Here is a 21,621-nt window from a genome sequence, read left to right on the forward strand (position 1 = left end):
CGTTTTAACGGGCTTTCAGCACTCGCTTTTTTTCTGAAAAAAAAAAGAGCTCAAACAAATGCTTCAATCCCTAACGCACTTATTTAACTACAGATAGCTTTTAAAGGAAACGAATTAATTTTCAATAATTTCTTCGTTTTTTCTTTTGTTAATTACGTAGCTATAAAGCCACATTAGTGTAAAAGTTGGTATAAAATCGAAAGGAAGAATTTCTTCAACGAAACTTATAACACCTGCAATTTTACCCTCTTTTCCTTTGTACATTTTGGTCATAAAATAACCAGAAAGCGGTGCCCAAAAAAGGTCGAAAGGCAAAAATGGTATAAAACCAATCGCGTCTAAAACAAGACTGGCAACTAATTTTTTGTATTTGTTATTCATACTTTAATTATAGTCAAATTTCTTGCCAAAAAATATAAGTTTTCTCTGGAAAATAATAATTTAGCTAAAAATATACATTTCAAGTGAAATTTAATCAATTTGTAGATAAAATAGAATTGTTAAGAACCTTGCAATTAGGAGGCTTAGAAGCACAATTTAAATTGGCACCAGAACTTCGGTTGCGATACAATACAGATAAAATTGAAGCAAGCAATCCAAGAAAAGCCGCAGTTTTGGCATTGTTTTATCCCAATAAAAAGAATGAAACCACTTTTTTATTAACAGAAAGAGCAACTTACAAAGGCACACATTCTGCACAAATTAGTTTTCCAGGAGGAAAAATTAATAAAACAGATAAGAATTTAGAAGAAACAGCTTTAAGAGAAGCATTCGAAGAAGTTGGTATTGTACCAAAATCAATAAAAATTGTTAGAGAGCTAACAGATGTTTTTATTCCTCCAAGTAATTTTTTAGCAACTCCTTTTATTGGTTGTATAGATAAGAGACCTAATTTTAAAACAAATTACGAAGTCGAAAAAACCATCGAAGTTTTAGTAGAAGATTTGTTAAACGATGCCTCTTTAACTACTGTAAATTTATCAACTTCTTACATGAAAAATATAGATGTACCTTGCTTTAAATTAAACGATTATATAGTTTGGGGGGCAACTGCAATGATGCTTTCCGAAATTAAAGAACTCTTAAGATAGCATCTTACTTAATTGTTTTGTAAATTTGTTATTAACCAAGTATTAAACAAATTTTATAATGTCTTTATTTAAAAGGAATCCTTTTGGTCATATTTTATTTTTAAAGAAATGGATCATTCGAATTTTCGGACTAATTTCACATAGAAGATATCGTAAATTTAATAATTTGCAAATAGAAGGTTCAGAAATTCTAAGAAATTTACCAGATAAAAACGTTTTGTTTATTTCGAATCATCAAACCTATTTTGCAGATGTTGCTGCGATGTTTCATGTATTTAACGCAGCTTTAAGTGGTAGAGACGATTCTATTAAAAATATCGGTTACATTTGGAAGCCGAAATTAAATGTTTACTTTGTTGCTGCAGGAGAAACCATGCGTTCTGGTTTATTGCCAAAATTGTTTGCCTACGCTGGTTCTGTTTCTATAGATAGAACTTGGAGAAATGCAGGTAAAGATGTAAATAGGCAAGTAAAAAATTCTGATATTTCTAACATTGGAAAAGCCATAAAAGATGGTTGGGTAATAACATTTCCACAAGGAACCACAACACCTTTTAAGCCTATTAGAAGAGGAACAGCACATATTATAAAAACCTGTAAACCTATTGTAGTTCCTATTGTTATCGATGGTTTTAGACGTTCTTTTGACAAAAAAGGACTCAATATTAAAAAACGAAACGTTTTACAATCTATGGTTATTAAAAAACCTTTAGAGATTGATTACGAGAATGAAAGTGTAGCAGATATTGTTACAAAAATCGAATATGCAATTGAACAACACCCTTCTTTCTTAAAAGTACTTACACCAAAACAGGCAGAGGAGTACATTAAAGAAGAAGAGGAATTAAATAAACAACGTGAGTTTTGGAGTTCTTAATCTTTTGGTTTCAATTTAAAAAGGCGTATTTCAATTCCTAAGAAAAAACTATATCTATATTTTACTTTTCCGTATAAAAATTTTAAGTCTGTTCGCTCCGTAATTTGATTCAAAAAACTCAATTTTACAGCATCACTTAAAAAATATTCTAATTGTAAAGAAGCAGACCAACTAACTAAATTATTTCCTTCTCTTTGGATATTTCCAATACCTAAACTTGGCGCTATTTGAAAATTGTAATTTCTAAAAACATCTGTAAAAGTATATCCAGAAAAAGCACCATATCTTGTATAGCTAGATGATATTAAAAAAGCTTTTTCGTATTCTAAACCGTATATAAAATAGCCTAAATTTTTATCGTTACCTTCGTATTTTAAACGTGTAATAAAATTAACAGTTCCTGCATTATTCCCTAAATTGTCTCCAAAAACAAGCAATTTTAAATCTTGATGTACCGAAAAATTAAGTGCATTTTGTCCATAGAAAATAGCACTATTCAAAAAGAATAGGAAAAAAAAATGGAGGGAAATTTTCTTTCTAAAAATCAAAATTTAGATTTGTTAATGCATCTAAAGATAGTGTTTATTACATAAATGAGTTCGAGTAAGATATTTGTTTATAGTTTATTAACCTCTAAGAGTTTGCGATTTTGTTTATCTTAGCTAAATCATCATCAGTAAACTTTGTGTTTTCAATAGCTTTTATACTGTCTAAAATTTGTTCAGTTTTACTTGCGCCAATAAGTACAGATGTAATTCTATCGTCTTTTAAAATCCAGGAAATTGCCATTTGTGCCAAATTTTGATTCCTACTTTTTGCAATTTCATTTAAAGCAGTAATTTTAGGAAGCATTTCCATTACTTTATCTCTATTTAAAAACGGACTATCTTTTGCGGCTCTAGAGTCTTTTGGTAAACCTTTTATGTATTTATTAGTTAACATACCTTGTGCTAAAGGCGAAAAACAAATCGCTCCAACTCCAGAATTTCCTAACAAATCTAACAAACCATTTTCAACCCATCTATCAAACAAACTATATCTCGGTTGATGAATTAAACAAGGAGTTCCTAAATTTCTCAAAATTTTAAATGCTTTTTCTGCTTCTTCTGGCAGGTAATTAGACAAACCAACATACAATGCCTTTCCTTGTTTTACCATTAAATCTAAAGTACCCATAGTTTCTTCTAAAGGCGTATCGTAATCGGGTCTATGATGATAAAAAATATCTACATAATCTAACCCCATTCTTTTTAAGCTCTGGTTTAAACTTGCTATTAAATATTTTTTAGAACCAAAATCGCCATAAGGTCCCTCCCACATATCATAACCAGCTTTTGATGAAATTACCAATTCATCTCTATAATTTTTAAAATCTTTCTTAAGAATTTTTCCAAAATTCTTTTCAGCAGAACCTGGAGATGGTCCATAATTATTGGCTAAATCGAAATGTGTAATACCATTATCAAAAGCACATTTTAAAAGGTTTCTAGAGTTTTTAAAATCGTCTACATCACCAAAGTTGTGCCACAAGCCCAAAGAAATTTCAGGTAATAACAAACCGCTATTTCCTGTTCTTCTATAATTCATTTTTTTATAGCGGTTTTCATCTGCTACATAGTTGTTTTTTTTGCTCATATATATTATTTTAATGCTTCTTTTAAAATTGTAATTGGGTGTTTGGCAATTCGTTTTGTACCATCAAAAATTTGATGTCTGCAACTGGTTCCAGCAGCAACAATTTCTGTTTCTTCTGATGTATTTCTTACTTTTGGAAACAAGGTGTCTTCGCCAACTTGCATCGAAACGTTGTAATGTTCTTTTTCATAACCAAAAGAACCAGCCATTCCACAACATCCAGTATTCATAATCGTTACAGAGTAATTTTTTGGGAGATTTAATATTTGAAAACTTGCATGTGTTCCAGACAATGCTTTTTGATGACAATGCCCGTGAATCTTCAAGTTTTTAGATGCTGAAGTAAATAGAGAAAAATCTATATTTCCTTTTTTTAATTCTTTGGCTAAAAATTCTTCAAAAGTAAATGTGTTCTTTGCAATTTTTTCTGCGGATTTTTTATCGTCTGCTAAACGAATATATTCGTCTCTAAACGTTAAAATTGCTGAAGGTTCTATTCCAATTAATGGAGTTTCTTTAGAAATAATGTCTTTAAAAATTGCGACATTTAAGTTGCAAATTGCTTTTGCTTGCTTTAAAAATCCTTTGGAAATAAAACTTCTTCCAGATTCTTCGTGATTTACAATTTGTAAATTATAGCCTAATTTTTCTAACAAGTAAAAAGCATCTTTTCCGATTTCTACATCGTAAAAATTGGTGAATTCATCACAGAATAAGTAAACCGTTTTTAGAGATTGAGATTTCTCGACGGAGCCTGTATTGAGCGAAGTCGAAATGCTCGAAACGACATTGGATTTGTCATTTCGACTTTGTGGAGAAACCTTATTATTAACATTGTGCTTTTTATACCAAGATTTTAATGTTTTTGTAGCCAATTTAGGGACACTTCTTTTCTGTGCAACACCCATAACAGCTTTTACTAAAGATGTATTTAAAACCAAATTAGTAACTAAAGGAGCAATGCTTCCTAATTTGTTATATTTTACGTTGTTTGCAAATAATTTACTTCGAAAAGAATACCCATTTGTTTCTTGATATTGATATAAAAACTCTGCTTTCATCGTTGCAATATCCACGTTGCTTGGGCATTCAGAAGCACAAGCTTTACAGCTTAAGCATAAGTCTAAAACTTCTTTTAATTCTTCGTAATTAAATTTATTCGGTTTTTTAGATTTGGTTAAAAACTCTCTCAGAGAGTTCGCTCTTGCTCTTGTGGTATCTTTTTCGTCTTTTGTAGCTCTGTAACTTGGGCACATGGTTCCTCCAGCTTCCACAGGTTTTCTGCAATCGCCAGAACCATTGCATTTTTCTGCGAGTTTTAAAATGCCTTCACTATCAGAAAAATCTTGAATTGTTGCTACCTTTGGTTCAATTCTATTTACTTCATAACGCAGATTTTCATCCATCGTAAAAGCATCTGTAATTTTCCCTTTATTAAACACATTATTTGGGTCAAAAGCCTTTTTTATTCTTCTTAATAATTGGTAGTTTTCTTCGCCAATCATTAAAGGAATAAATTCTGCACGCACAATTCCATCTCCATGTTCACCAGAAAAAGAACCTTTGTATTTTTTTACTAATTCTGCGGTTTCTGTGGTTATTTTTCTGAATAAAACAACATCTGCCTTCTTCTTCAAATTCAAAATGGGGCGTAAATGCAATTCTCCAGCTCCAGCATGCGCATAATAAATGGCATCTTGTTGGTATTTATCCATAATTTGGGTAAACTCTTTAATATAATTTGGCAAATCTCCTAAAGCCACAGCTGTATCTTCAATACAGGCAACTGCTTTCATATCGCCAACCATGTTTCCTAAAGCGCCCAAACCAGCTTTTCTTAAATAATGGACTTTTGCAATGTCTTTTCCATATACTTTTGGATGATGATATCCGAAATTATTCACTTGTAGATCTGCAATTAATTTGTCTGCCAATAACTCTACTTCTGGCAATGTGTTTGCAGCAACTTCTAACATTAAGACAGCTTCTGGATCTCCTTGTAAAAAGAACCTATTTTTAGCTAATTCTCTGTTGTTTTTTGTACAATCTAAAATGGCTTTATCCATTAATTCGCAATTGTACAAATTATGATTCATGGCAGTTAATGTCGCAATTAAACTCTCGTTAATACTCGTAAAATGAGAACAAACCATAATACTTTCAGTAGGAGGTAAGTTGTCTAATTGCAAAGTTATGGAAGTCGAAAAAGCCAAAGTTCCTTCGCTTCCTGATAAGAATTTTGCAACATTTATGGTGGGTTCTGTTCCACCAAATAAATCGGATTTTAAAAACTCATCTACAGCATACCCTGTATTTCTTCTATGAATTGCTGGTTTTGGAAATTCCTTTTTAATTTCATCTTGTGTAGAATCGTAAATTAATTCCGAATAAATACTTTTATAAATTTGTCCTTCTAAAGTTTCTAATTTTGTTTTATCTAAAAATTCATTCGAAGTAATTTCTTTAAATATTGCTGAAGAACCATCACTTAAAATCGCTTCAATTTCTAACACTTTATCACGTGTTACTCCGTATTTTATAGAAGTACTTCCAGAGGAATTGTTCCCCACCATTCCACCAATCATACATCTGTTAGAGGTGGAAGTATTTGGGCCAAAAAACAAGCCAAAAGGTTTTAAATACACGTTTAAAGAATCTCTAACAATTCCTGGTTGTAATTTTATAGTTTTCGCTTTTTCATCAAAAGAAATAATATTGGTAAAATGCTTGGAAACATCTACTACAATTCCATCTCCCACACATTGTCCTGCCAAAGAAGTTCCTGCAGTTCTTGGTATTAGCGTAATTTTATTTTCGGTAGCAAAACTGATTAAGGTTTTTAAATCGTTCTGGTCTTTAGGATATGCAACTGCTAAAGGAATTTTTCGATATACAGAAGCGTCTGTAGCATAGATTGTTTTGTGTAAATTATCGAAAAATAAATCACCAGAAAGTGAGTTGTGCAAGGTTTCTAAAGTGGAATTCTGAATCATTTGTGACTGAAAAAGGATCTAATTACAAATATCCGAATAATATTTTCATTAATACTGAAACGAAACAGAGTTTGTTAATTTTTATGGATTTGGTAAATTGTTAAGGGCTTAATTGAGGATTTAAGTGAAAAGGAGTTTTAATTTTTCACTGACTTAAATTATGGGTTGGTTTTAAATTTACTTTACGATGATTTGATGGATTTAGATTTTTTAAGTTTAGAAACAACCCAAACTATTTTTAAGTATTAAGGTTTGATTAAAATATAATTTTGGTAAATATCAAAATCAATATTATAGTATTAAACGTGAGTTCGATTTAAGCAACGCTCAAATTAGGTAAAAATCTTTGAATTTTAATACTTGGTTTAGTATCAAGAAAAGAATAAGCAGTTAAACCAGCGATTAAATTTCCAATAAAATTATCAAAGGATCGATGCCTAGAATGTTCTATTTGACAAGTGTTTTTTAACACATCATTTACCGATTCAATAATAGCTCTTTTTCTAAGATAGACTGTATCCATAAAATCGAGAGCTTTCTTTTTCATATTCTTCCTCAATTTGGTGACCAGATGAATGCCGTCAACAAATAATCTGTCAAATAAATCTTTTCCCAAATAGCCTTTATCGCCATATATTTTCCCAAATATTTTATCATGAAAGTTTTTGTTTTTCAAAGGGTATCTGTCATCTACATTGGCTTTAGTAATCAAAAAATCAACTATTTGACCTTTGTCATTACAAACTAAATGTAGCTTAAAACCATAAAACCAGCCCAATGTTCCGTAGCTTTTTTCGGCTATGCCTTTAAATACTTGATGTTGTTTTTCTCTTTTGTAGTGACACACTTTAATAGCGGTAGAATCAATAAAAGATATGCCCGAGCATTTACCTAATCCGCGAAGTTTTAGATACACAGCTAAGGGTCTAATTACTTGTTTTTGTAATTCTACAAAGCGATTATAGGAAACGGTTTCAGGAAAAAAATCTTCCATGTGTTTACACACGTAAAAAAGATAAAAGTGTTTTAAATTACGGTAGGATTTTAAGTGAAAAATAACCATAATGGTCATCACTTCACTTTTACTCATTTTTGACTTTCGGTGGCGTTTTTTTGGTAGTGAAGTGTCTGAAATACTGTTTTGAGTTAATAACAGCATCAAATTCTTTCATAAAATCGTCTAGATTACAAAAAATTTCAATAATTTTAGTGTCAGAAATCATAAGCAGAATAATTTTAGTTAATTGATTTTCAATACCTTAATTTACTAAAATTTCTGCTTTTTTCACTATAAAAGTTTAACTTTTTATATCGAACTCACGTTAGTTTAGACAAATTTACGAGTAAAATTATAAAAAGTAATGTAAAAAGTTTGTTATGGTTTTAATTGAATTTTAGAATTAATTATGAGATAAATTGATGGAATGTAATTTTACATAAAACAAAACCGAGTAAAAAAACTCGGTTTGTAAATTAATCTCTATAAATTTTATCGTATAAATCTTTGTAGATATCTTTTATAATTGCTCGTTTCATTTTCATGGTAGGTGTTAGGTGTCCACCATCAATAGACCAAACGTCTGGTGTTAATTCGAAACGTTTTATTTGTTCCCATTTTCCAAAATGTGTGTTGCATTTATCGACCTCTTTCTGAATTCGATTTATAATTATATCCGAATTTATAATGGCTTCATTAGTTTTTTCAATCTTATGTCCTTTTTTATCAATCCAATCTTTTATAAAATCGAAATTTGGCTGAATAATTGCTGCTGGCATTTTTTCGCCCTCTCCAATAACCATAATTTGTTCGATAAATAAAGATTGTTTTAATTCTCCTTCTAACAAAGGTGGCACTACATATTTACCACCAGAAGTTTTAAACATTTCTTTGGTTCTTCCAGTAATTTTTAAGAAGCCATCTTCGTCAAACTCTCCTTTGTCTCCTGTATAAAAATAGCCATCTTTTAAAACTTCTGCAGATTTTTTTTCATCTTTATAATAGCCCATCATTACATTTGGCCCTTTTACTAAGATTTCTCCATTTTCGGCAATTTTAACTTCGACATCTTTAATAACTTTTCCTACAGTTCCTGTTCTAAAACCGTTGTTTCTTTGGTCGTTTACAGATACTACTGGCGATGTTTCTGTTAAACCATAACCTTCCATAATTGGCATATTAGCAGCTGCAAAAACTTTAGTTAATCTTTCTTGCAGAGCAGCACTTCCAGAAACCATTAATTTTAATTCGCCTCCTAAAGCGGCTTGCCATTTAGAAAAAATTAATTTCCTTGCCAAACCTAATTGCTTCTCATACCACCAGCCATTTTCTCCATTTGGTTTGTATTTTAAACCTAAATTTACTGCCCAGAAAAACAACATTTTTTTAATACCAGATAAAGTTTCTCCTTTTAATACAATTTTATCGTAGATTTTCTCATACAAACGTGGCACAGCTGTCATAACATTTGGTTTTATTTCCTGTGCATTTTCAGAAAGTTTTTCTATAGATTCTGCAAAGTAAATAGAGACTCCACAATATTGGTACAAATACAAAATCATTCGTTCGAAAATATGGCAAACAGGTAAAAAACTTAGTGCTTTAGATTTTCCATAATTTAAAGGTACTCTCTCTTTAGATGCTAAAACATTGGATACGATGTTGTTATGAGAAAGCATAACGCCTTTTGGTTTTCCTGTGGTTCCAGATGTATAAATTAGTGTTGCTAAATCTGTAGGTTTTACATTGTTTTTTCTTTGCTCTAGTTCTTCTTGGTTGGCTGTATCTTCTCCTAATTGAAGTACTTCTTTCCAAGATTTTTCATTGGCAATATCATTAAAAGTATAAACTTCTTTTAAACTTGTTTTATCTTTAATTTTATTGATTTTTTCTAACACTTCAACATCAGAAACAAAACAGTAAATAGATTCTGAGTGATTTAATACATATTCGTAATCTTCTTTACAAATTGTTGGATAAATAGGTACATTTTGTGCTCCAGTTTGTAAAATACCAATATCACAAATATTCCATTCGGTTCTATTTGTGCTAGAAATAACTGCAATTTTATCGTTAGGTTGCACACCTAATCGCAATAAACCTCTACTAATTTTATTAGCACTGTCTATATATTCTTTGGTGGATGTAGTTACCCAATTTCCATTTGATTTAGAGGTAAATGCATCTTTTAAATTATGGGTTTCTAATTGATAATATGGAAAATCAAAAAGTCTTTTTATTTCTATTGCCATGTGTGTGTATTTGTAATATGCAAAATAGGAAATTTACTGCTATTGAACAAATACTATTTTAGTCTTGTTTTTTCTATGAATTTTGTAATTTTTAAAGTAATTTTTTAAGTTTTTTAAAATCTTATAACTTATAAAAAAGATTTTTTTTGAATAAACCGACTAAAAGATAATTTTGAGTAATATAAAAAAGAAACTAGCTTTCTCATACTCGAAAAAGCTAGTTGTAATTTGGTAACGATTGACCCCTAATCCAATCGTTTTCCATTATGGTTCAAATTTACATAGTTTTAGTGAATTAAAAATAGGTATTAATACCTATTTTTTGTCTATTAAATATTTTCCAAAACTTTTACCATTTATTCTAGTGTACTTAGAATCAATGTTATAAGCGACATCCATTCCTGTTACATTAAAATCTCCAGAAACTTGCATATACTTAATGTTTAAATCTTCTTCGAATTTTGTATTGATAAAAGAAACTCCATTTTTAAATTCTGTGTACTTAAATGTTGCAGAATCTTTAAAAACTGAATTAGAGAAACTTACATTTCTACTAAATTTTGCATATTTAAAAGAGGCAATTTCATCAAAAGTTGTTTTTGAAAAGTTTATGTTATAATCGAATTTTGCATATTTAAAAGTAGTGTCATCATTAAATGTACTTCCAGAAAAATCTGCATTTCTTTCGAAACGAGAGTATTTAAACATTGCTTTTCGTTCGAAATTACAGTTTTTAAAAATTGTTTCATCTTTAAAACTTGCTGTAAATATATAGTCAGAATTTTCATCAGGAATGTATGCTAAAACATCATTTCTAAATGTACAGTTTGTAAATGAAATTTTTACATCTATTATTTTTTTAATTTCGTTGGTAGAGTTTCCAGAACCCCAATTAAACCAACTTCGTTTTTTCTTTTTTGGAAGTTTTTCCAAAGCTTCATCCATATACGTAAAGTCTAAAATGCCTACAATTGTAGCGTTCGCAATAGAAATTGATTTTCCGTTCTTTATGTCTTTTAGAATATCGGAAGCTTCTACTATTTCTTGTGCAGCACTTAAAGTTGCAGTTAAAAAAAGACAAATGCTTAAAAGCGTAATTTTATGTTTCATTTTATATGGTGTTTTAAAGTGTTTTATTAAATGACCACTCAAAACTTAAAATGTGACAGTTTTTATATAACAAACGTAATTACAAAGGTAGTTTTTCCATTTTTAGAATTAAAATGAATACTTCCTTTATGTGCTTCAACAATGCTTTTAGTTAATGTTAACCCAATTCCAGAACCATTTTTACGAGTGGTAAAATAGGGTACAAAAATATTTTCTTTAATTTCATTAGAAATACCAATTCCATTATCGGAAATTGCTAAATGCAAACGATTATTTTCTTCTGAAAGCTGAATTTCTATTTCTGGATGTTTAGTTTCTGCAAGTGCATACAAACAATTAGAAATTATATTGATGAGAATTTGTTCGATTTGATTTTTATCGGCATTTATTAAAAAATTATCTTTTGTATTAAAAATTAAGTTAATTTTTTTAGCCAAAAAGTCTTGTTTGTATAGTTCTAAAGTGTTGCTAATAGTTTCCGTTAAACTAATTTCTTGCTTATTTGGCAAAGGTAATTCAGTCAATTTTCTGTACGTATCTACAAAAGAAGTTAAATGTAACGAACGTCTTTTAATAATACTTAAACCTTGTAAAAGTTCGTCAATAGTATCTTCGTCTGTATTTTCTTCTTGTAATAAAGAATGTAAGTTTTCCGCCAAACTACGAATAGGAGTAATGGTGTTTATAATTTCGTGCGACATTACATTCATTAATTTATACCAAGCTTCTTTCTCTTTTTTGTCAATTAATTGTTGAATAGTTTCTAACGAAACCACCAAATATTCGAATTCATTGGTTTGAGTTACAGCAGTTTTTAAGAAGAAATTTTCTGTATCATCATTTATTTTTAAGGAAATAGTGTTTTTAATTGCTGCCCAATTTTTAATAAAATCGGCTAATTCTCCGATTTTGGTTTGTAGTAAATTCCAATTGTAAAATTTGGGTATTTTTAAAAAGTTAGCAAATGCTTTGTTAATTTGAAAAACGGATATTTCTCCATTTTTATCTTTCTTAAGAATTAAAATTCCAATTCCTAAACTTTCTATAATATTTGTAAAAATAAGTTGTTCGGATGTTTTAGTTAAACTTTGTTTTCTGTGTTTTTCTAATAATAAAGCTGTTTTGTTATGCAATGGATTTTTTCTTTTTTCAGCAGAAATGGTATTGGAATAATCATTAAAAAGTAAACAATCTATCGATTTTTCGATATCTGTAAATAGTTTTTTAAGATATTCTGTAAACAAAAAAAACTGAAATAAAAGGAACAAAGAAAACCCAATAGTGTTTACTAAAAAGCCTTTTTTAAAGCTAAAAACGATAATTACGCCATTAACAATCAATAAAATTAATCGAATTACAATTTGAATATATTGTGGTTTTCCCATTTATAATTGATGTTTCTCTAATCTTCTGTACAAAGCAGCTCTTGTTAAGCCCAAATCTTTTGCGGCTTTCGAAATATTGCCTTGGTGTTTTGTAATTGCTTGCTTAATTAATATTTTTTCAGTTTCTTCTAAATTTAAATTTTCGCCTAAATTTACATCAATTTTCTTTGTGGAAAAATGCAAATCAGAAACTTCTATTTCATTATTATCTGTAATAATTACGGCTCTTTCTACAATATGTTCTATTTCTCTAATATTTCCTGGCCAATGGTATTTTTCCATTGCTTTTAAAGCTTCCGAAGTAAAATGGGTTATTTTTTTTCGATATTTCTGTGTAAGTTTTTCGAGGAAATGAGTCGCTAATAATTTAATATCGTTTGTTCTTTCACGAAGTGGAGGCAAATTCAATTCAATGGTATTTATTCGGAATAACAAATCTTGACGAAATGTTTCTTTTTCTACCATTTTATGGATTGGGGCATTTGTAGCACAAATAATTCTGGCATCAATTTCTGTTTCTTTTCCTTCTCCTAACCGTGTTATTTTTTTATTCTGAATTACGGTTAACAATTTAGATTGTAAATGCAGTGGTAAATTGCCAATTTCATCTAAAAAAATAGTGCCTCCTTTTGCCAATTCAAATCTTCCTAAAGTGTCTTTATATGCATCTGTAAAGGCTCCTTTTACATAACCAAACAATTCACTTTCGAATAAATTTTCGTTTAAAGAGCCTAAATCTACATGTATAAAAGGATAATTTTTTCTGTTCGATTGTAAATGAATTTCTTTGGCAAACACAAATTTTCCTGTTCCATTTTCACCCAAAATTAAAACGTTGGCATCTGTTGGTGCTACTTTTTTAACCAAATTTATGGCAGATTGCATGGCTGTAGAATTCCCAATAATGTGTTCTGTTTTCTGATGAAACTCTTTGTCTTGATGTTCTTGAATGGTTTCTAATTGAGTGTTTTTTCTTTTAGAACGAGACAATTCTACACCTGCATTTACAGAAGTGTAGAGTTTTTCTGTTGTCCAAGGTTTTAAGATAAAATCGGTTGCGCCTTTTTTTATGGTATCTACTGCTAAATTTACGCTTCCAAAAGCAGTCATTAAAAGAATGGTAGTTTCTGAGCTAATTTCTTTTATGTTTTTTAGCCAATACAAACCTTCTTTTCCATCTTCAAAACCAATTCTATAATTCATATCTAACAACACAACATCAATGGTGTTTTTGGTTAAATGCGAATTTATATGCTGTGGATTGTTTTCAGTAATTATTTTTGAAAAGTATTTTTTTAAGCTAATTCTGGCTGAAAACAGAATATCATCATCATCGTCTACAATTAAAATGGTGGCTTCTTTTTTTCTCATACTACATAATTAGTGTTTTGTTTGAATATGAACAAAAATATGTCCGTTTTTGAACACTTTTAATTTTTAACGTATTTTTAAATAAATGATAATCAATATTTTAGTGTTTATTTTTCATTGGCATATTTGTGGCATATCTATTACCAAACGAAACAGAAATTATGGATACTCAAATAAAACCTAAAAATAAAAAAATTAAAAAAATGCTTTTATGGGGAATTCCTACTGTAATTTTATTGGCAGTAATTTTAATGAATGCCACCAGAAAAAGGCAAGTCAATCTTAAAAAAGATAACATTAGTATTCATGAAGTTATCAAAGGAGATTTCGAAGATGTAATTTTATTCAATAGTACAGTTGAGCCTAAAACATCTGTTTTGGTGAATGTAATTCAAGGTGGTTCTGTTTCAGAAATTTTTGTAGAAAGTGGACAAATACTCAAAAAAGGAACGCCACTTTTAAAGGTGTACAATCCGAATGCAGAATTGAATTACCTAACCCAAGAAACTGCAATGGTCGAGCAAATTAATAATTTAAGAAATTTGCGTGTAAATATTAAAAACCAGCAATTAAGTTTAGACCAACAACTATTAAGCATTAATAATGATTTTAGAAATGCAGAGAGACAATATAAATTAGATTCAATTTTATATAAAAAAGAAGTGATTGCAAAGAACGATTATCAAAAAACACAACAAGAATATACGTTCCAAAAAGAGAGAAGTGGCGTGATAAAAGAAAGTGTTTTCAACGAGAAAAAAAGTAGAGATAATCAACTTGCTAGAATAAACTCTTCTTTATCGAACATGGAAAAAAGCTTAGAATTATTGCACAAAAATAAAGAGAATTTTGTGGTAAAAGCACCTGTAAATGGCTTGTTATCTTCTTTTAATCCTATTTTAGGAGAAAGCTATACTCAAGGTCAGCCAATTGGAAAAATGGATGTTTTAGATGGTTATAAATTGGTTGCAAAGGTAGATGAATATTATATTTCTAAATTACGAGAAGGTATTTCTGGAACAGTTGCCTTAAACACAAAAAACTACGAAGTAGAATTATCGAAAGTGTTTCCTGAAATTATTGGAGGTCAGTTTAAAATCGAATTAAATTTTAAACAAGATTCACTTTCAAACGACGTAAAAAGAGGAATGTCTTTAAAAACAAAGATGTTTTTATCTGGTAAAACAGAAGCTTTATTATTAAGCAAAGGACTGTTTTATCAAAGTACAAATGGGACATGGGTTTTTGTGTTAAATTCGGACAGTAAAGCCGTAAGAAGGAACATTAAAATTGGTAGAGAAAATCCTTTTTATTACGAAGTTTTAGAAGGATTAGAAGTAGGAGATAAGGTAATTACATCGAGTTATGATGATTATAAAGATGTTGAACAGATTAATATTGAGTGAGTCTTCAGTCTTCAGTTAGCAGTTGGCAGTCTTCAGTATTCAGTAGGCAGTTGCAGTTTTCATAAATATCCTGCAAGGTTTTAAAAACCTTGTAGGTATAAAATAAAAAGTAAAAAAATAAAAGTTTAATTTAAAACACAGTTTCCACACTGATTTTCTTCCCTTTGGAAAGATTAAGATGGGTTTATTATGATAAAAATAACAGATTTAGTAAAGATTTACAGAACAGAAGAAGTAGAAACTACAGCTTTAAATAAGTTGAGTTTAGAGGTTGAAAAAGGAGAATTTGTTTCAATAATGGGTGCTTCAGGTTGTGGAAAATCGACACTTTTAAACATTATTGGTTTGTTAGATGCACCCAATAATGGAAGATATCTTTTTGATGGAACAGAAGTAGCAACTTTTAACGAAAAACAAAGAGCTGGTTTGCGTAAAGCAAATATTGGTTTTGTGTTTCAAAACTTTAATTTAATTGACGAATTAACGGTTTACGAAAATGTGGAATTACCATTAATTTACAACAAAGTAAAAGCATCCGAAAGAAAAGAACGCGTAACCGAAATTTTAGAAAGAATTGGCATTGCACACAGAGCAAAACATTTTCCACTGCAATTATCTGGTGGGCAACAACAAAGAGTTGCAGTGGCAAGAGCTTTGGTTACCAACCCAAAATTGATTTTAGCAGACGAGCCAACAGGAAATTTAGACAGTAAAAGTGGAAATGATGTTATGGAATTATTAACAGAATTACACGCAACAGGAGCTACAATTATAATGGTAACACACTCTTCTTACGATGCACAATTTTCGTCGAGAATTGTAACCTTAAAAGATGGAGAAATCGTATCAGAAAAAACAAACGAACATAAAGTAGATGTTTTGGTTGAATAAAAAAATAAACCCGAAGTTTATAATTCAATTCTCTTGAAAATCAAGAAGTTATTTCTGTGAATTAATACTCAATTTAACTGGGTAACAGGAATTTACATTCATCAAAAAAAAGCAACTTATGTTACAAATATGGTTTAAAATATTCTTTAGAAACAGCAAAAAGAACTGGCTAAATGCATTGATAAATATCAGTGGATTAACATTGGGGTTGGCTGGTTTATTAATCATTTTATTATATCTAAATGAAGAAAAAAGTTACAATCAATGGAACCCAAATAAAGACGATGTTTATAGAGTAAACTTAAAAAGGCCAAAATCTGGCGAAGTTTGGTTTACTGTAAATGCAGGAATGTATTTAACATATCCTAAAGAAATACCAGAAGTAACAGAGGCTTTAATGGTAAAACCTTTCTACAGAAGTAGAGTAGTACAATATAAAGATGTTTTCGAATTTAACGATAAAACAATACTAACAGATCCACAGTTTTTCGATTTTTTTCCTTTTAAAATTATGGAAGGATCCACTCAAAAATTTTCGGAAGTTAGAACAAATATAGCATTATCTACAACTTATGCAGAACGTATTTTTAAGGGAGAAAAAGCCGTAGGTAATTCAGTAAAAATAGGCGATAACAATTATATAGTTGCTTGTGTTTATGAACTGCCAAAAAATTCTCATTACGAACCAGATTTATTACTTCAGTTTAGCGAAGATTTTGATGTGAATTGGGGGAACCACAATAACGAATTGTTCTGTAGAATTACTAAAGATGCCAATCTTGAATTTGTTAAGGAAAAAATGGACGAGATAATTGTAAGTGCTCATAAAAAATCTGCGATAGAAGATGGAATTAGTTTGGAGGAATTTAACGAAAAATTTCGTCCTCCAACAGTACTTTTAGACAAGTTAGACACACTCTATTTACACAATACAGCAAAAAGAGCTGGGCCAAGTGGCACAGGAAATTACCAATTATTAATGGTTTTGTTAGGTTTATCGATTTTATTAATTGTTATTTCTTGTGTTAACTTCATCAACTTATCTGTAGCATCTGCAAGTCAGCGAGCGAAAGAAGTAGGGGTAAAGAAAACGTTGGGTTTATCTAAAAAACAATTGCTTTTCCAATATGTATTCGAAATTGTTTTACAAGGTTTCATTTCTTTTGTTATTGCGCTTGTAATTGTAGAATTGGCATTACCATTTTTCAACCAATTTGTGGGAAAAGAAATTTCAATTTTACATACAAATTCATTAATAACTTTATTTATAGCTTCAATTTTAATATCTTTTTTTGTTGGGAGTATTCCTGCTTTGTATTTATCAAACTTTAAAGCGATTGAAGTTTTAAAAGGAAGTATTTCTAAAAGTAAAAAAGGCAATTTAGCCAGAAATCTAATGCTGGGACTTCAATTTTTAATCTCTGGTTTTTTTATAATTAGCATGCTAATTGTAGGAACACAAATTAATTATATGATGCAAAAAGATGTAGGTTTCGATAAAGAACAAGTCTTAACTGTAGATGTTTACGATATTAAAAATGAATTAAAAAAATACGAACTCACAAAAAAAGTTTTAATAAAAAATCCAAATATTATAGGGATTACATCAAGTATGTTTGTTCCTGGAGATGGTTTTGTAAACGGAACTTCCTTAATTCACAAAATAAATGATAAAAGATTTAATGCTGCATCTAATATTGTTGATTACAACTATATAGATTTCGCTAAAATTAAGCTGTTAAAAGGAAGAAATTTTTCAGAAAAATTTGCATCAGATACTTTAAAAATAATTATTAATGAAACCGCTGCAAAAGATTTAGGAATTTATAACAAACCTTTAGGTGAAAAACTAAATTTAGGTTGGTTAGATGATAATCAAACTGGTTTTGAAGTTATTGGAATGATTCAGGATTATCATTTCGATGGATTTGATACAGAAATTAAACCCATGTTTATGGTGCTTTGGACCGCCATTGATTTTCCTGATGGATGGTTGCCTGCCATTCAATTTAAAATAAAAGGAAACAATATTGATAAAACCATTGCAGAAATAGAAGCCTTTTGGAAACAAAATATAGATGCTAAATATCCTTTTTCATATGAGTTTTTAGACCAGAAATTTGCAGAAACGTATAAGAAGTATCAAAAACAACAAACGATGTTTTTAATATTATCAATTTTAGTAATCTTAATATCTCTTTTAGGCTTATTTGCTTTGGCAACTTTAACAATTCAGCAACGTTTAAAAGAAGTTGCTATTCGAAAAACGCTGGGAGCTTCTGTTAAAGAAATTATGTTTCAGTTATTAAAAAACTTTTTGAAAGTAGTAGTTGTTTCTTCTGTAATATTAATTCCTATTGCGTATTATTTTATGGAAAACTGGTTAGAAAACTTTGTGTACAGAGTAGAAATGCCAATACTTCCTTACATATTAACGCCAATTATATTAATCATTTTAGTCTTTGTGGTTGTTGGTTTAAAAGCTTACAACGCAACAAAAATCGACTTGATTAAATATTTAAAATTCGAATAATTATGTTTAAAACTTGGTTTAAAATATTCTATAGAAATAGCAAGAAAAATTGGTTAAATATTGTAATTAACATTGCAGGGTTAACTGTTGGTTTTGCAGGACTTTTATTGGTTTTATTGTATTTGAATGATGAAGAGAGTTATAATGCTACAAACCCAAATGTTGGTGAAGTTTATAGAGTAATTCATAAAATGTCTGATGGTGAAATTTGGGCAAATAGCACGAATGTTGAAGGAATAAAATATAAAGAAGATATTCCTGAAGTAACAGATTATTATTTAAGTGATGGTTGGTATGGAAGTTTTGTTGTAAAAATTGATGGAAAAGATTTCTACACAAGAAATATGTTAAGAGGAAACCCAAGTTTTTTCAACTTTTTTCCTTATAAGATTATTGAAGGAAGTGTACAAAAGTTTAAAGAAGTAGTCTCTAATGCAGCCATATCAGAAAAACAAGCTAAAGTTTATTTTGGTAAAAAATCTGCAATTGGTAAAACCATATCTTTTAAAGGGAGGTCATATATAATTACAACTGTTTATAAAATTGAAGGGAAGCATTATTATATGCCTAATGTAGTAACTCAATTTAAAGAAGAACCAAAAGGTCATTGGGGCAATTTTTCTAACACCTTATTTGTAAAAACAAACAAAGGAGCAGCGTTAACGGATATTAATAAAAAAGCAAATGCAGTTTGGTATAAAAATGCCACTGAACCACGAGCAAAAGAAGAAGGGCTTACTCCAGAAGAATTTTTTAAAAAATTCGGAACCACTGTAATTTTAGAACCATTAAAAGATATCCGTTTAAAAACAATTGCTAATGATGCAGGTCCAGAAGGAAAAGGTAATTATGAGCTTATTTTAATTATGCTGTCTTTATCTCTTTTACTAATTATTATTTCTTGTGTAAATTTTATCAACCTATCTATTGCAGCTGCAACACAAAGAGCAAAAGAAGTTGGCGTTAAAAAAACGTTGGGTCTTTCTAAATTAGCTTTAGCAAGACAATATGCTTTAGAAATTGTTGTACAAGGGTTTATTGCCTTTATCTTATCTTTAGTTTTAGTAGAATTTATTTTGCCTTCTTTTAATGATTTTATGCGAAAAGAAATTTCAATTTTAAATTTCGAATTGCTTCTAAAAATAGCTGTTTTCTCCATAATTGTATCGTTAGTAGTAGGTTTTATACCAGCTATTTATCTTTCTAAATTTAAATCTGTAGAAGTGTTAAAAGGAAATGTTTCTAGAAGCAAACAAGGTGTTTTAGCGAGAAATGTTATGTTGGGAATTCAGTTTTTAATTTCAGGATTTTTCTTAACAGGTTCCCTAATAATTTACAAGCAAGTAAATTATATGATACACAAAGATTTAGGTTTTAAAGGAGATCAAATAATTGTTGTACCAATGAACGAATATAAAGATAGATACAAAAAGTATTTATTGGCAAAAAAAGAGTTAATTAAATACCCAAATATAGATGTTGTAACGAGCAATTCTTTTATTATTGGTGGTGGAAGTTCTAATTCAACAAATGTAGAATACAAAGATATTTCTGTACAAACCAATGGAAATGCAATAGATTTTAATTATTTACAAACGTTAAATGTAAAATTACTCAAGGGAAGATTGTTGCAAGAAAATATAAGTTCAGATACCATTAAAAATGTTTTAATTAATGAAACTTTAGCAAAAGCATACAATATTTATGACGATCCAATAGGTAAAAAATTAAAAGTTGGTTTTAGTGGTTCTAAAACTAAAGATGGAAAATATGAAATTGTAGGAATGGTAAAAGATTACCATATTAACGGATTAGATTCTAAAATTCCGCCAACATTATTTTTCAATTGGAATACTATCAGTTGGATGAAACAAAACTTTTGGATGGTTCAGTTTAAAATTAAACCTAATAATGTTCAAGAAACTTTAAAATACATCGAAAATTACTGGAAAGAAAATATTGAACAGGGATATCCTTTTCATCCTCAGTTTTTAAATAAGCGTTTTGCGAGAACTTATAAGAAATATCAAAACCAGCAAACCTTATTTTTAATTTTAACAACTGTGGTAATTGTTGTGTCGTTATTAGGTTTATTTGCATTGGCAACGTTAACAATTCAACAACGATTAAAAGAGGTGTCTATTCGTAAAACCTTAGGAGCTTCTGTAAAAGAAATTATATTTCAATTGATAAAAAGTTTCCTCAAAATTACAATTATTTCGTCTATAATTTTAGTTCCAATTGCTTATTACTTTATGGAAAACTGGTTGCAAAACTTTGTGTATAGAATAGAAATGCCAATGCTTCCGTTTATTTTAACGCCAATGATATTAATTATTTTAGTATTTGTTGTAGTGGGTTTAAAAGCTTATAATGCTACAAAAATTGATTTGATTAAATATTTAAAATTCGAATAAAAAAAGTCTAAAAACGTGAGTTCTATTTAAGAATCAATATATAGACTTTCAAAATAAAAACATTTAAGTATTTAATAATCAATCACTAGTGTGTCTAGCTCACGTTAAAAAACTAAAAAGAATTGTTATTGTAGAAGCTATCATAAAAACGCTTCAGTAATTTTTTGGACATATAAACGAATTTAAAAGTTATATATTCTAAAATAGAAACATACTTTTTATTAAAAAAATATAATGAGAATATTTTTTATAAAGTCTTAAACCTTCAAAAAATTAATATTAAAGAGGCTGTCTTAAAAGTAAATTTAGCTGTCATTTTTAGTAAAATCGAAAAAAAATATTGAAATTCAATAAATAAAATTTCTCCATTACAGTCGAAATGATAACAAATTCTAATGCTTTTAAGATAGCCTCTTTTTATAGATATTTAAAATTATTTGTAGAAATTGTAATAGTAATTAAAATTTAGATGCTGCTCTTAAAAACCGCCTCCACTTCCAGGTCCACCACCAGAAGGTCCACTTGTAGCTTGCGCTTTTTGGGGGTTTAAAATAAAATAGGTAGCCAAAGAAGTTAAGGCAGCATATTTACCATAGTTTCCAATTTTTTGTAAAGCCTGTTTTCTTGAAATGCTTTTTGCTGGTATTTCTTTATTTTTCATAA

The 21,621-nt window shown here is 29.3% G+C and carries 15 protein-coding genes and 1 pseudogene; 6 read left to right on the top strand and 10 right to left on the bottom strand.

Going from position 1 to position 21,621, the window contains the following annotated elements:
* Positions 1-114 precede the first annotated feature (114 nt).
* The gene (locus J3359_RS01520; protein ID WP_208078996.1) at positions 115-381 is read right to left on the bottom strand and encodes a hypothetical protein; all 267 of its coding nucleotides are present in this window, start codon (positions 379-381) and stop codon (positions 115-117) included.
* Between the two features lie 83 nt (positions 382-464).
* Here J3359_RS01520 and J3359_RS01525 point away from each other — a divergent pair, with 83 nt between their 5' ends.
* Complete coding sequence (locus J3359_RS01525; RefSeq protein WP_208078997.1) at positions 465-1,091, top strand: NUDIX hydrolase; 627 nt, start codon at positions 465-467, stop codon at positions 1,089-1,091.
* Positions 1,092-1,149: 58 nt separating this feature from the next.
* Positions 1,150-1,968, top strand: coding sequence for a lysophospholipid acyltransferase family protein (locus J3359_RS01530; RefSeq protein ID WP_208078998.1), 819 nt, complete (start codon positions 1,150-1,152; stop codon positions 1,966-1,968).
* On the opposite strand, the gene J3359_RS01535 is transcribed toward J3359_RS01530, so the two are convergent.
* The 8 genes and pseudogenes from J3359_RS01535 to J3359_RS01570 all read right to left on the bottom strand — a co-directional run bounded on the left by J3359_RS01535 (position 1,965) and on the right by J3359_RS01570 (position 13,711).
* Positions 1,965-2,405 carry a hypothetical protein gene (locus J3359_RS01535; protein WP_208078999.1) on the bottom strand — a complete coding sequence of 147 codons (441 nt, stop codon included), beginning with the start codon at positions 2,403-2,405 and terminating at the stop codon, positions 1,965-1,967. The two genes, J3359_RS01530 and J3359_RS01535, sit on opposite strands and share 4 nt — an antisense overlap.
* A gap of 196 nt (positions 2,406-2,601) precedes the next feature.
* Positions 2,602-3,603, bottom strand: coding sequence for an aldo/keto reductase (locus tag J3359_RS01540; RefSeq protein ID WP_208079000.1), 1,002 nt, complete (start codon positions 3,601-3,603; stop codon positions 2,602-2,604).
* Between the two features lie 5 nt (positions 3,604-3,608).
* On the bottom strand, positions 3,609-6,596 hold the full coding sequence (locus J3359_RS01545) for an FAD-binding and (Fe-S)-binding domain-containing protein (protein WP_208079001.1): 2,988 nt from the start codon (positions 6,594-6,596) through the stop codon (positions 3,609-3,611).
* Between the two features lie 316 nt (positions 6,597-6,912).
* Positions 6,913-7,819: pseudogene (locus J3359_RS01550) on the bottom strand (IS982 family transposase).
* A 250-nt stretch (positions 7,820-8,069) separates the two neighbouring features.
* Entirely contained in the window at positions 8,070-9,845 is a 1,776-nt protein-coding gene (locus J3359_RS01555) for an AMP-dependent synthetase/ligase (RefSeq protein WP_208079002.1), read from the bottom strand.
* Positions 9,846-10,160: 315 nt separating this feature from the next.
* Positions 10,161-10,955, bottom strand: a complete 795-nt coding sequence (locus tag J3359_RS01560) for a pentapeptide repeat-containing protein (RefSeq protein ID WP_208079003.1) — start codon at positions 10,953-10,955, stop codon at positions 10,161-10,163.
* 62 nt (positions 10,956-11,017) lie between these two features.
* Positions 11,018-12,340, bottom strand: coding sequence for a sensor histidine kinase (locus J3359_RS01565; RefSeq protein WP_208079004.1), 1,323 nt, complete (start codon positions 12,338-12,340; stop codon positions 11,018-11,020).
* Entirely contained in the window at positions 12,341-13,711 is a 1,371-nt protein-coding gene (locus J3359_RS01570) for a sigma-54-dependent transcriptional regulator (protein ID WP_208079005.1), read from the bottom strand. It lies immediately after the preceding gene.
* Between the two features lie 161 nt (positions 13,712-13,872).
* Between J3359_RS01570 and J3359_RS01575 the strand changes: the two genes are divergently transcribed.
* The 4 genes from J3359_RS01575 to J3359_RS01590 all read left to right on the top strand — a co-directional run bounded on the left by J3359_RS01575 (position 13,873) and on the right by J3359_RS01590 (position 20,958).
* The gene (locus J3359_RS01575; protein ID WP_208079006.1) at positions 13,873-15,117 is read left to right on the top strand and encodes an efflux RND transporter periplasmic adaptor subunit; all 1,245 of its coding nucleotides are present in this window, start codon (positions 13,873-13,875) and stop codon (positions 15,115-15,117) included.
* A 189-nt stretch (positions 15,118-15,306) separates the two neighbouring features.
* Positions 15,307-16,008 carry an ABC transporter ATP-binding protein gene (locus J3359_RS01580; RefSeq protein WP_208079007.1) on the top strand — a complete coding sequence of 234 codons (702 nt, stop codon included), beginning with the start codon at positions 15,307-15,309 and terminating at the stop codon, positions 16,006-16,008.
* Between the two features lie 118 nt (positions 16,009-16,126).
* Positions 16,127-18,541, top strand: a complete 2,415-nt coding sequence (locus J3359_RS01585; RefSeq protein ID WP_208079008.1) for an ABC transporter permease — start codon at positions 16,127-16,129, stop codon at positions 18,539-18,541.
* A gap of 2 nt (positions 18,542-18,543) precedes the next feature.
* A complete protein-coding gene (locus J3359_RS01590; protein ID WP_208079009.1) occupies positions 18,544-20,958 on the top strand; it encodes an ABC transporter permease in 2,415 nt (804 codons plus the stop codon).
* Between the two features lie 478 nt (positions 20,959-21,436).
* Here the strand turns inward: J3359_RS01590 and J3359_RS01595 are convergent, their stop codons facing one another.
* Positions 21,437-21,619: a hypothetical protein gene (locus J3359_RS01595; protein WP_208079010.1), complete on the bottom strand. Its 183-nt coding sequence runs from the start codon at positions 21,617-21,619 to the stop codon at positions 21,437-21,439.
* Between the last annotated feature and the right edge of the window lie 2 nt (positions 21,620-21,621).

The organism is Polaribacter cellanae (assembly GCF_017569185.1).
GTDB classification, from domain to species: domain Bacteria; phylum Bacteroidota; class Bacteroidia; order Flavobacteriales; family Flavobacteriaceae; genus Polaribacter; species Polaribacter cellanae.

Coding starts and splice junctions, on each gene's coding strand:
- J3359_RS01520 (WP_208078996.1), bottom strand. CDS start 381: ATGAATAACAAATACAAAAAATTAGTTGCCAGTCTTGTTTTAGACGCG.
- J3359_RS01565 (WP_208079004.1), bottom strand. CDS start 12,340: ATGGGAAAACCACAATATATTCAAATTGTAATTCGATTAATTTTATTG.
- J3359_RS01595 (WP_208079010.1), bottom strand. CDS start 21,619: ATGAAAAATAAAGAAATACCAGCAAAAAGCATTTCAAGAAAACAGGCT.
- J3359_RS01540 (WP_208079000.1), bottom strand. CDS start 3,603: ATGAGCAAAAAAAACAACTATGTAGCAGATGAAAACCGCTATAAAAAA.
- J3359_RS01570 (WP_208079005.1), bottom strand. CDS start 13,711: ATGAGAAAAAAAGAAGCCACCATTTTAATTGTAGACGATGATGATGAT.
- J3359_RS01585 (WP_208079008.1), top strand. CDS start 16,127: ATGTTACAAATATGGTTTAAAATATTCTTTAGAAACAGCAAAAAGAAC.
- J3359_RS01560 (WP_208079003.1), bottom strand. CDS start 10,955: ATGAAACATAAAATTACGCTTTTAAGCATTTGTCTTTTTTTAACTGCA.
- J3359_RS01580 (WP_208079007.1), top strand. CDS start 15,307: ATGATAAAAATAACAGATTTAGTAAAGATTTACAGAACAGAAGAAGTA.
- J3359_RS01530 (WP_208078998.1), top strand. CDS start 1,150: ATGTCTTTATTTAAAAGGAATCCTTTTGGTCATATTTTATTTTTAAAG.
- J3359_RS01545 (WP_208079001.1), bottom strand. CDS start 6,596: ATGATTCAGAATTCCACTTTAGAAACCTTGCACAACTCACTTTCTGGT.
- J3359_RS01555 (WP_208079002.1), bottom strand. CDS start 9,845: ATGGCAATAGAAATAAAAAGACTTTTTGATTTTCCATATTATCAATTA.
- J3359_RS01575 (WP_208079006.1), top strand. CDS start 13,873: ATGGATACTCAAATAAAACCTAAAAATAAAAAAATTAAAAAAATGCTT.
- J3359_RS01590 (WP_208079009.1), top strand. CDS start 18,544: ATGTTTAAAACTTGGTTTAAAATATTCTATAGAAATAGCAAGAAAAAT.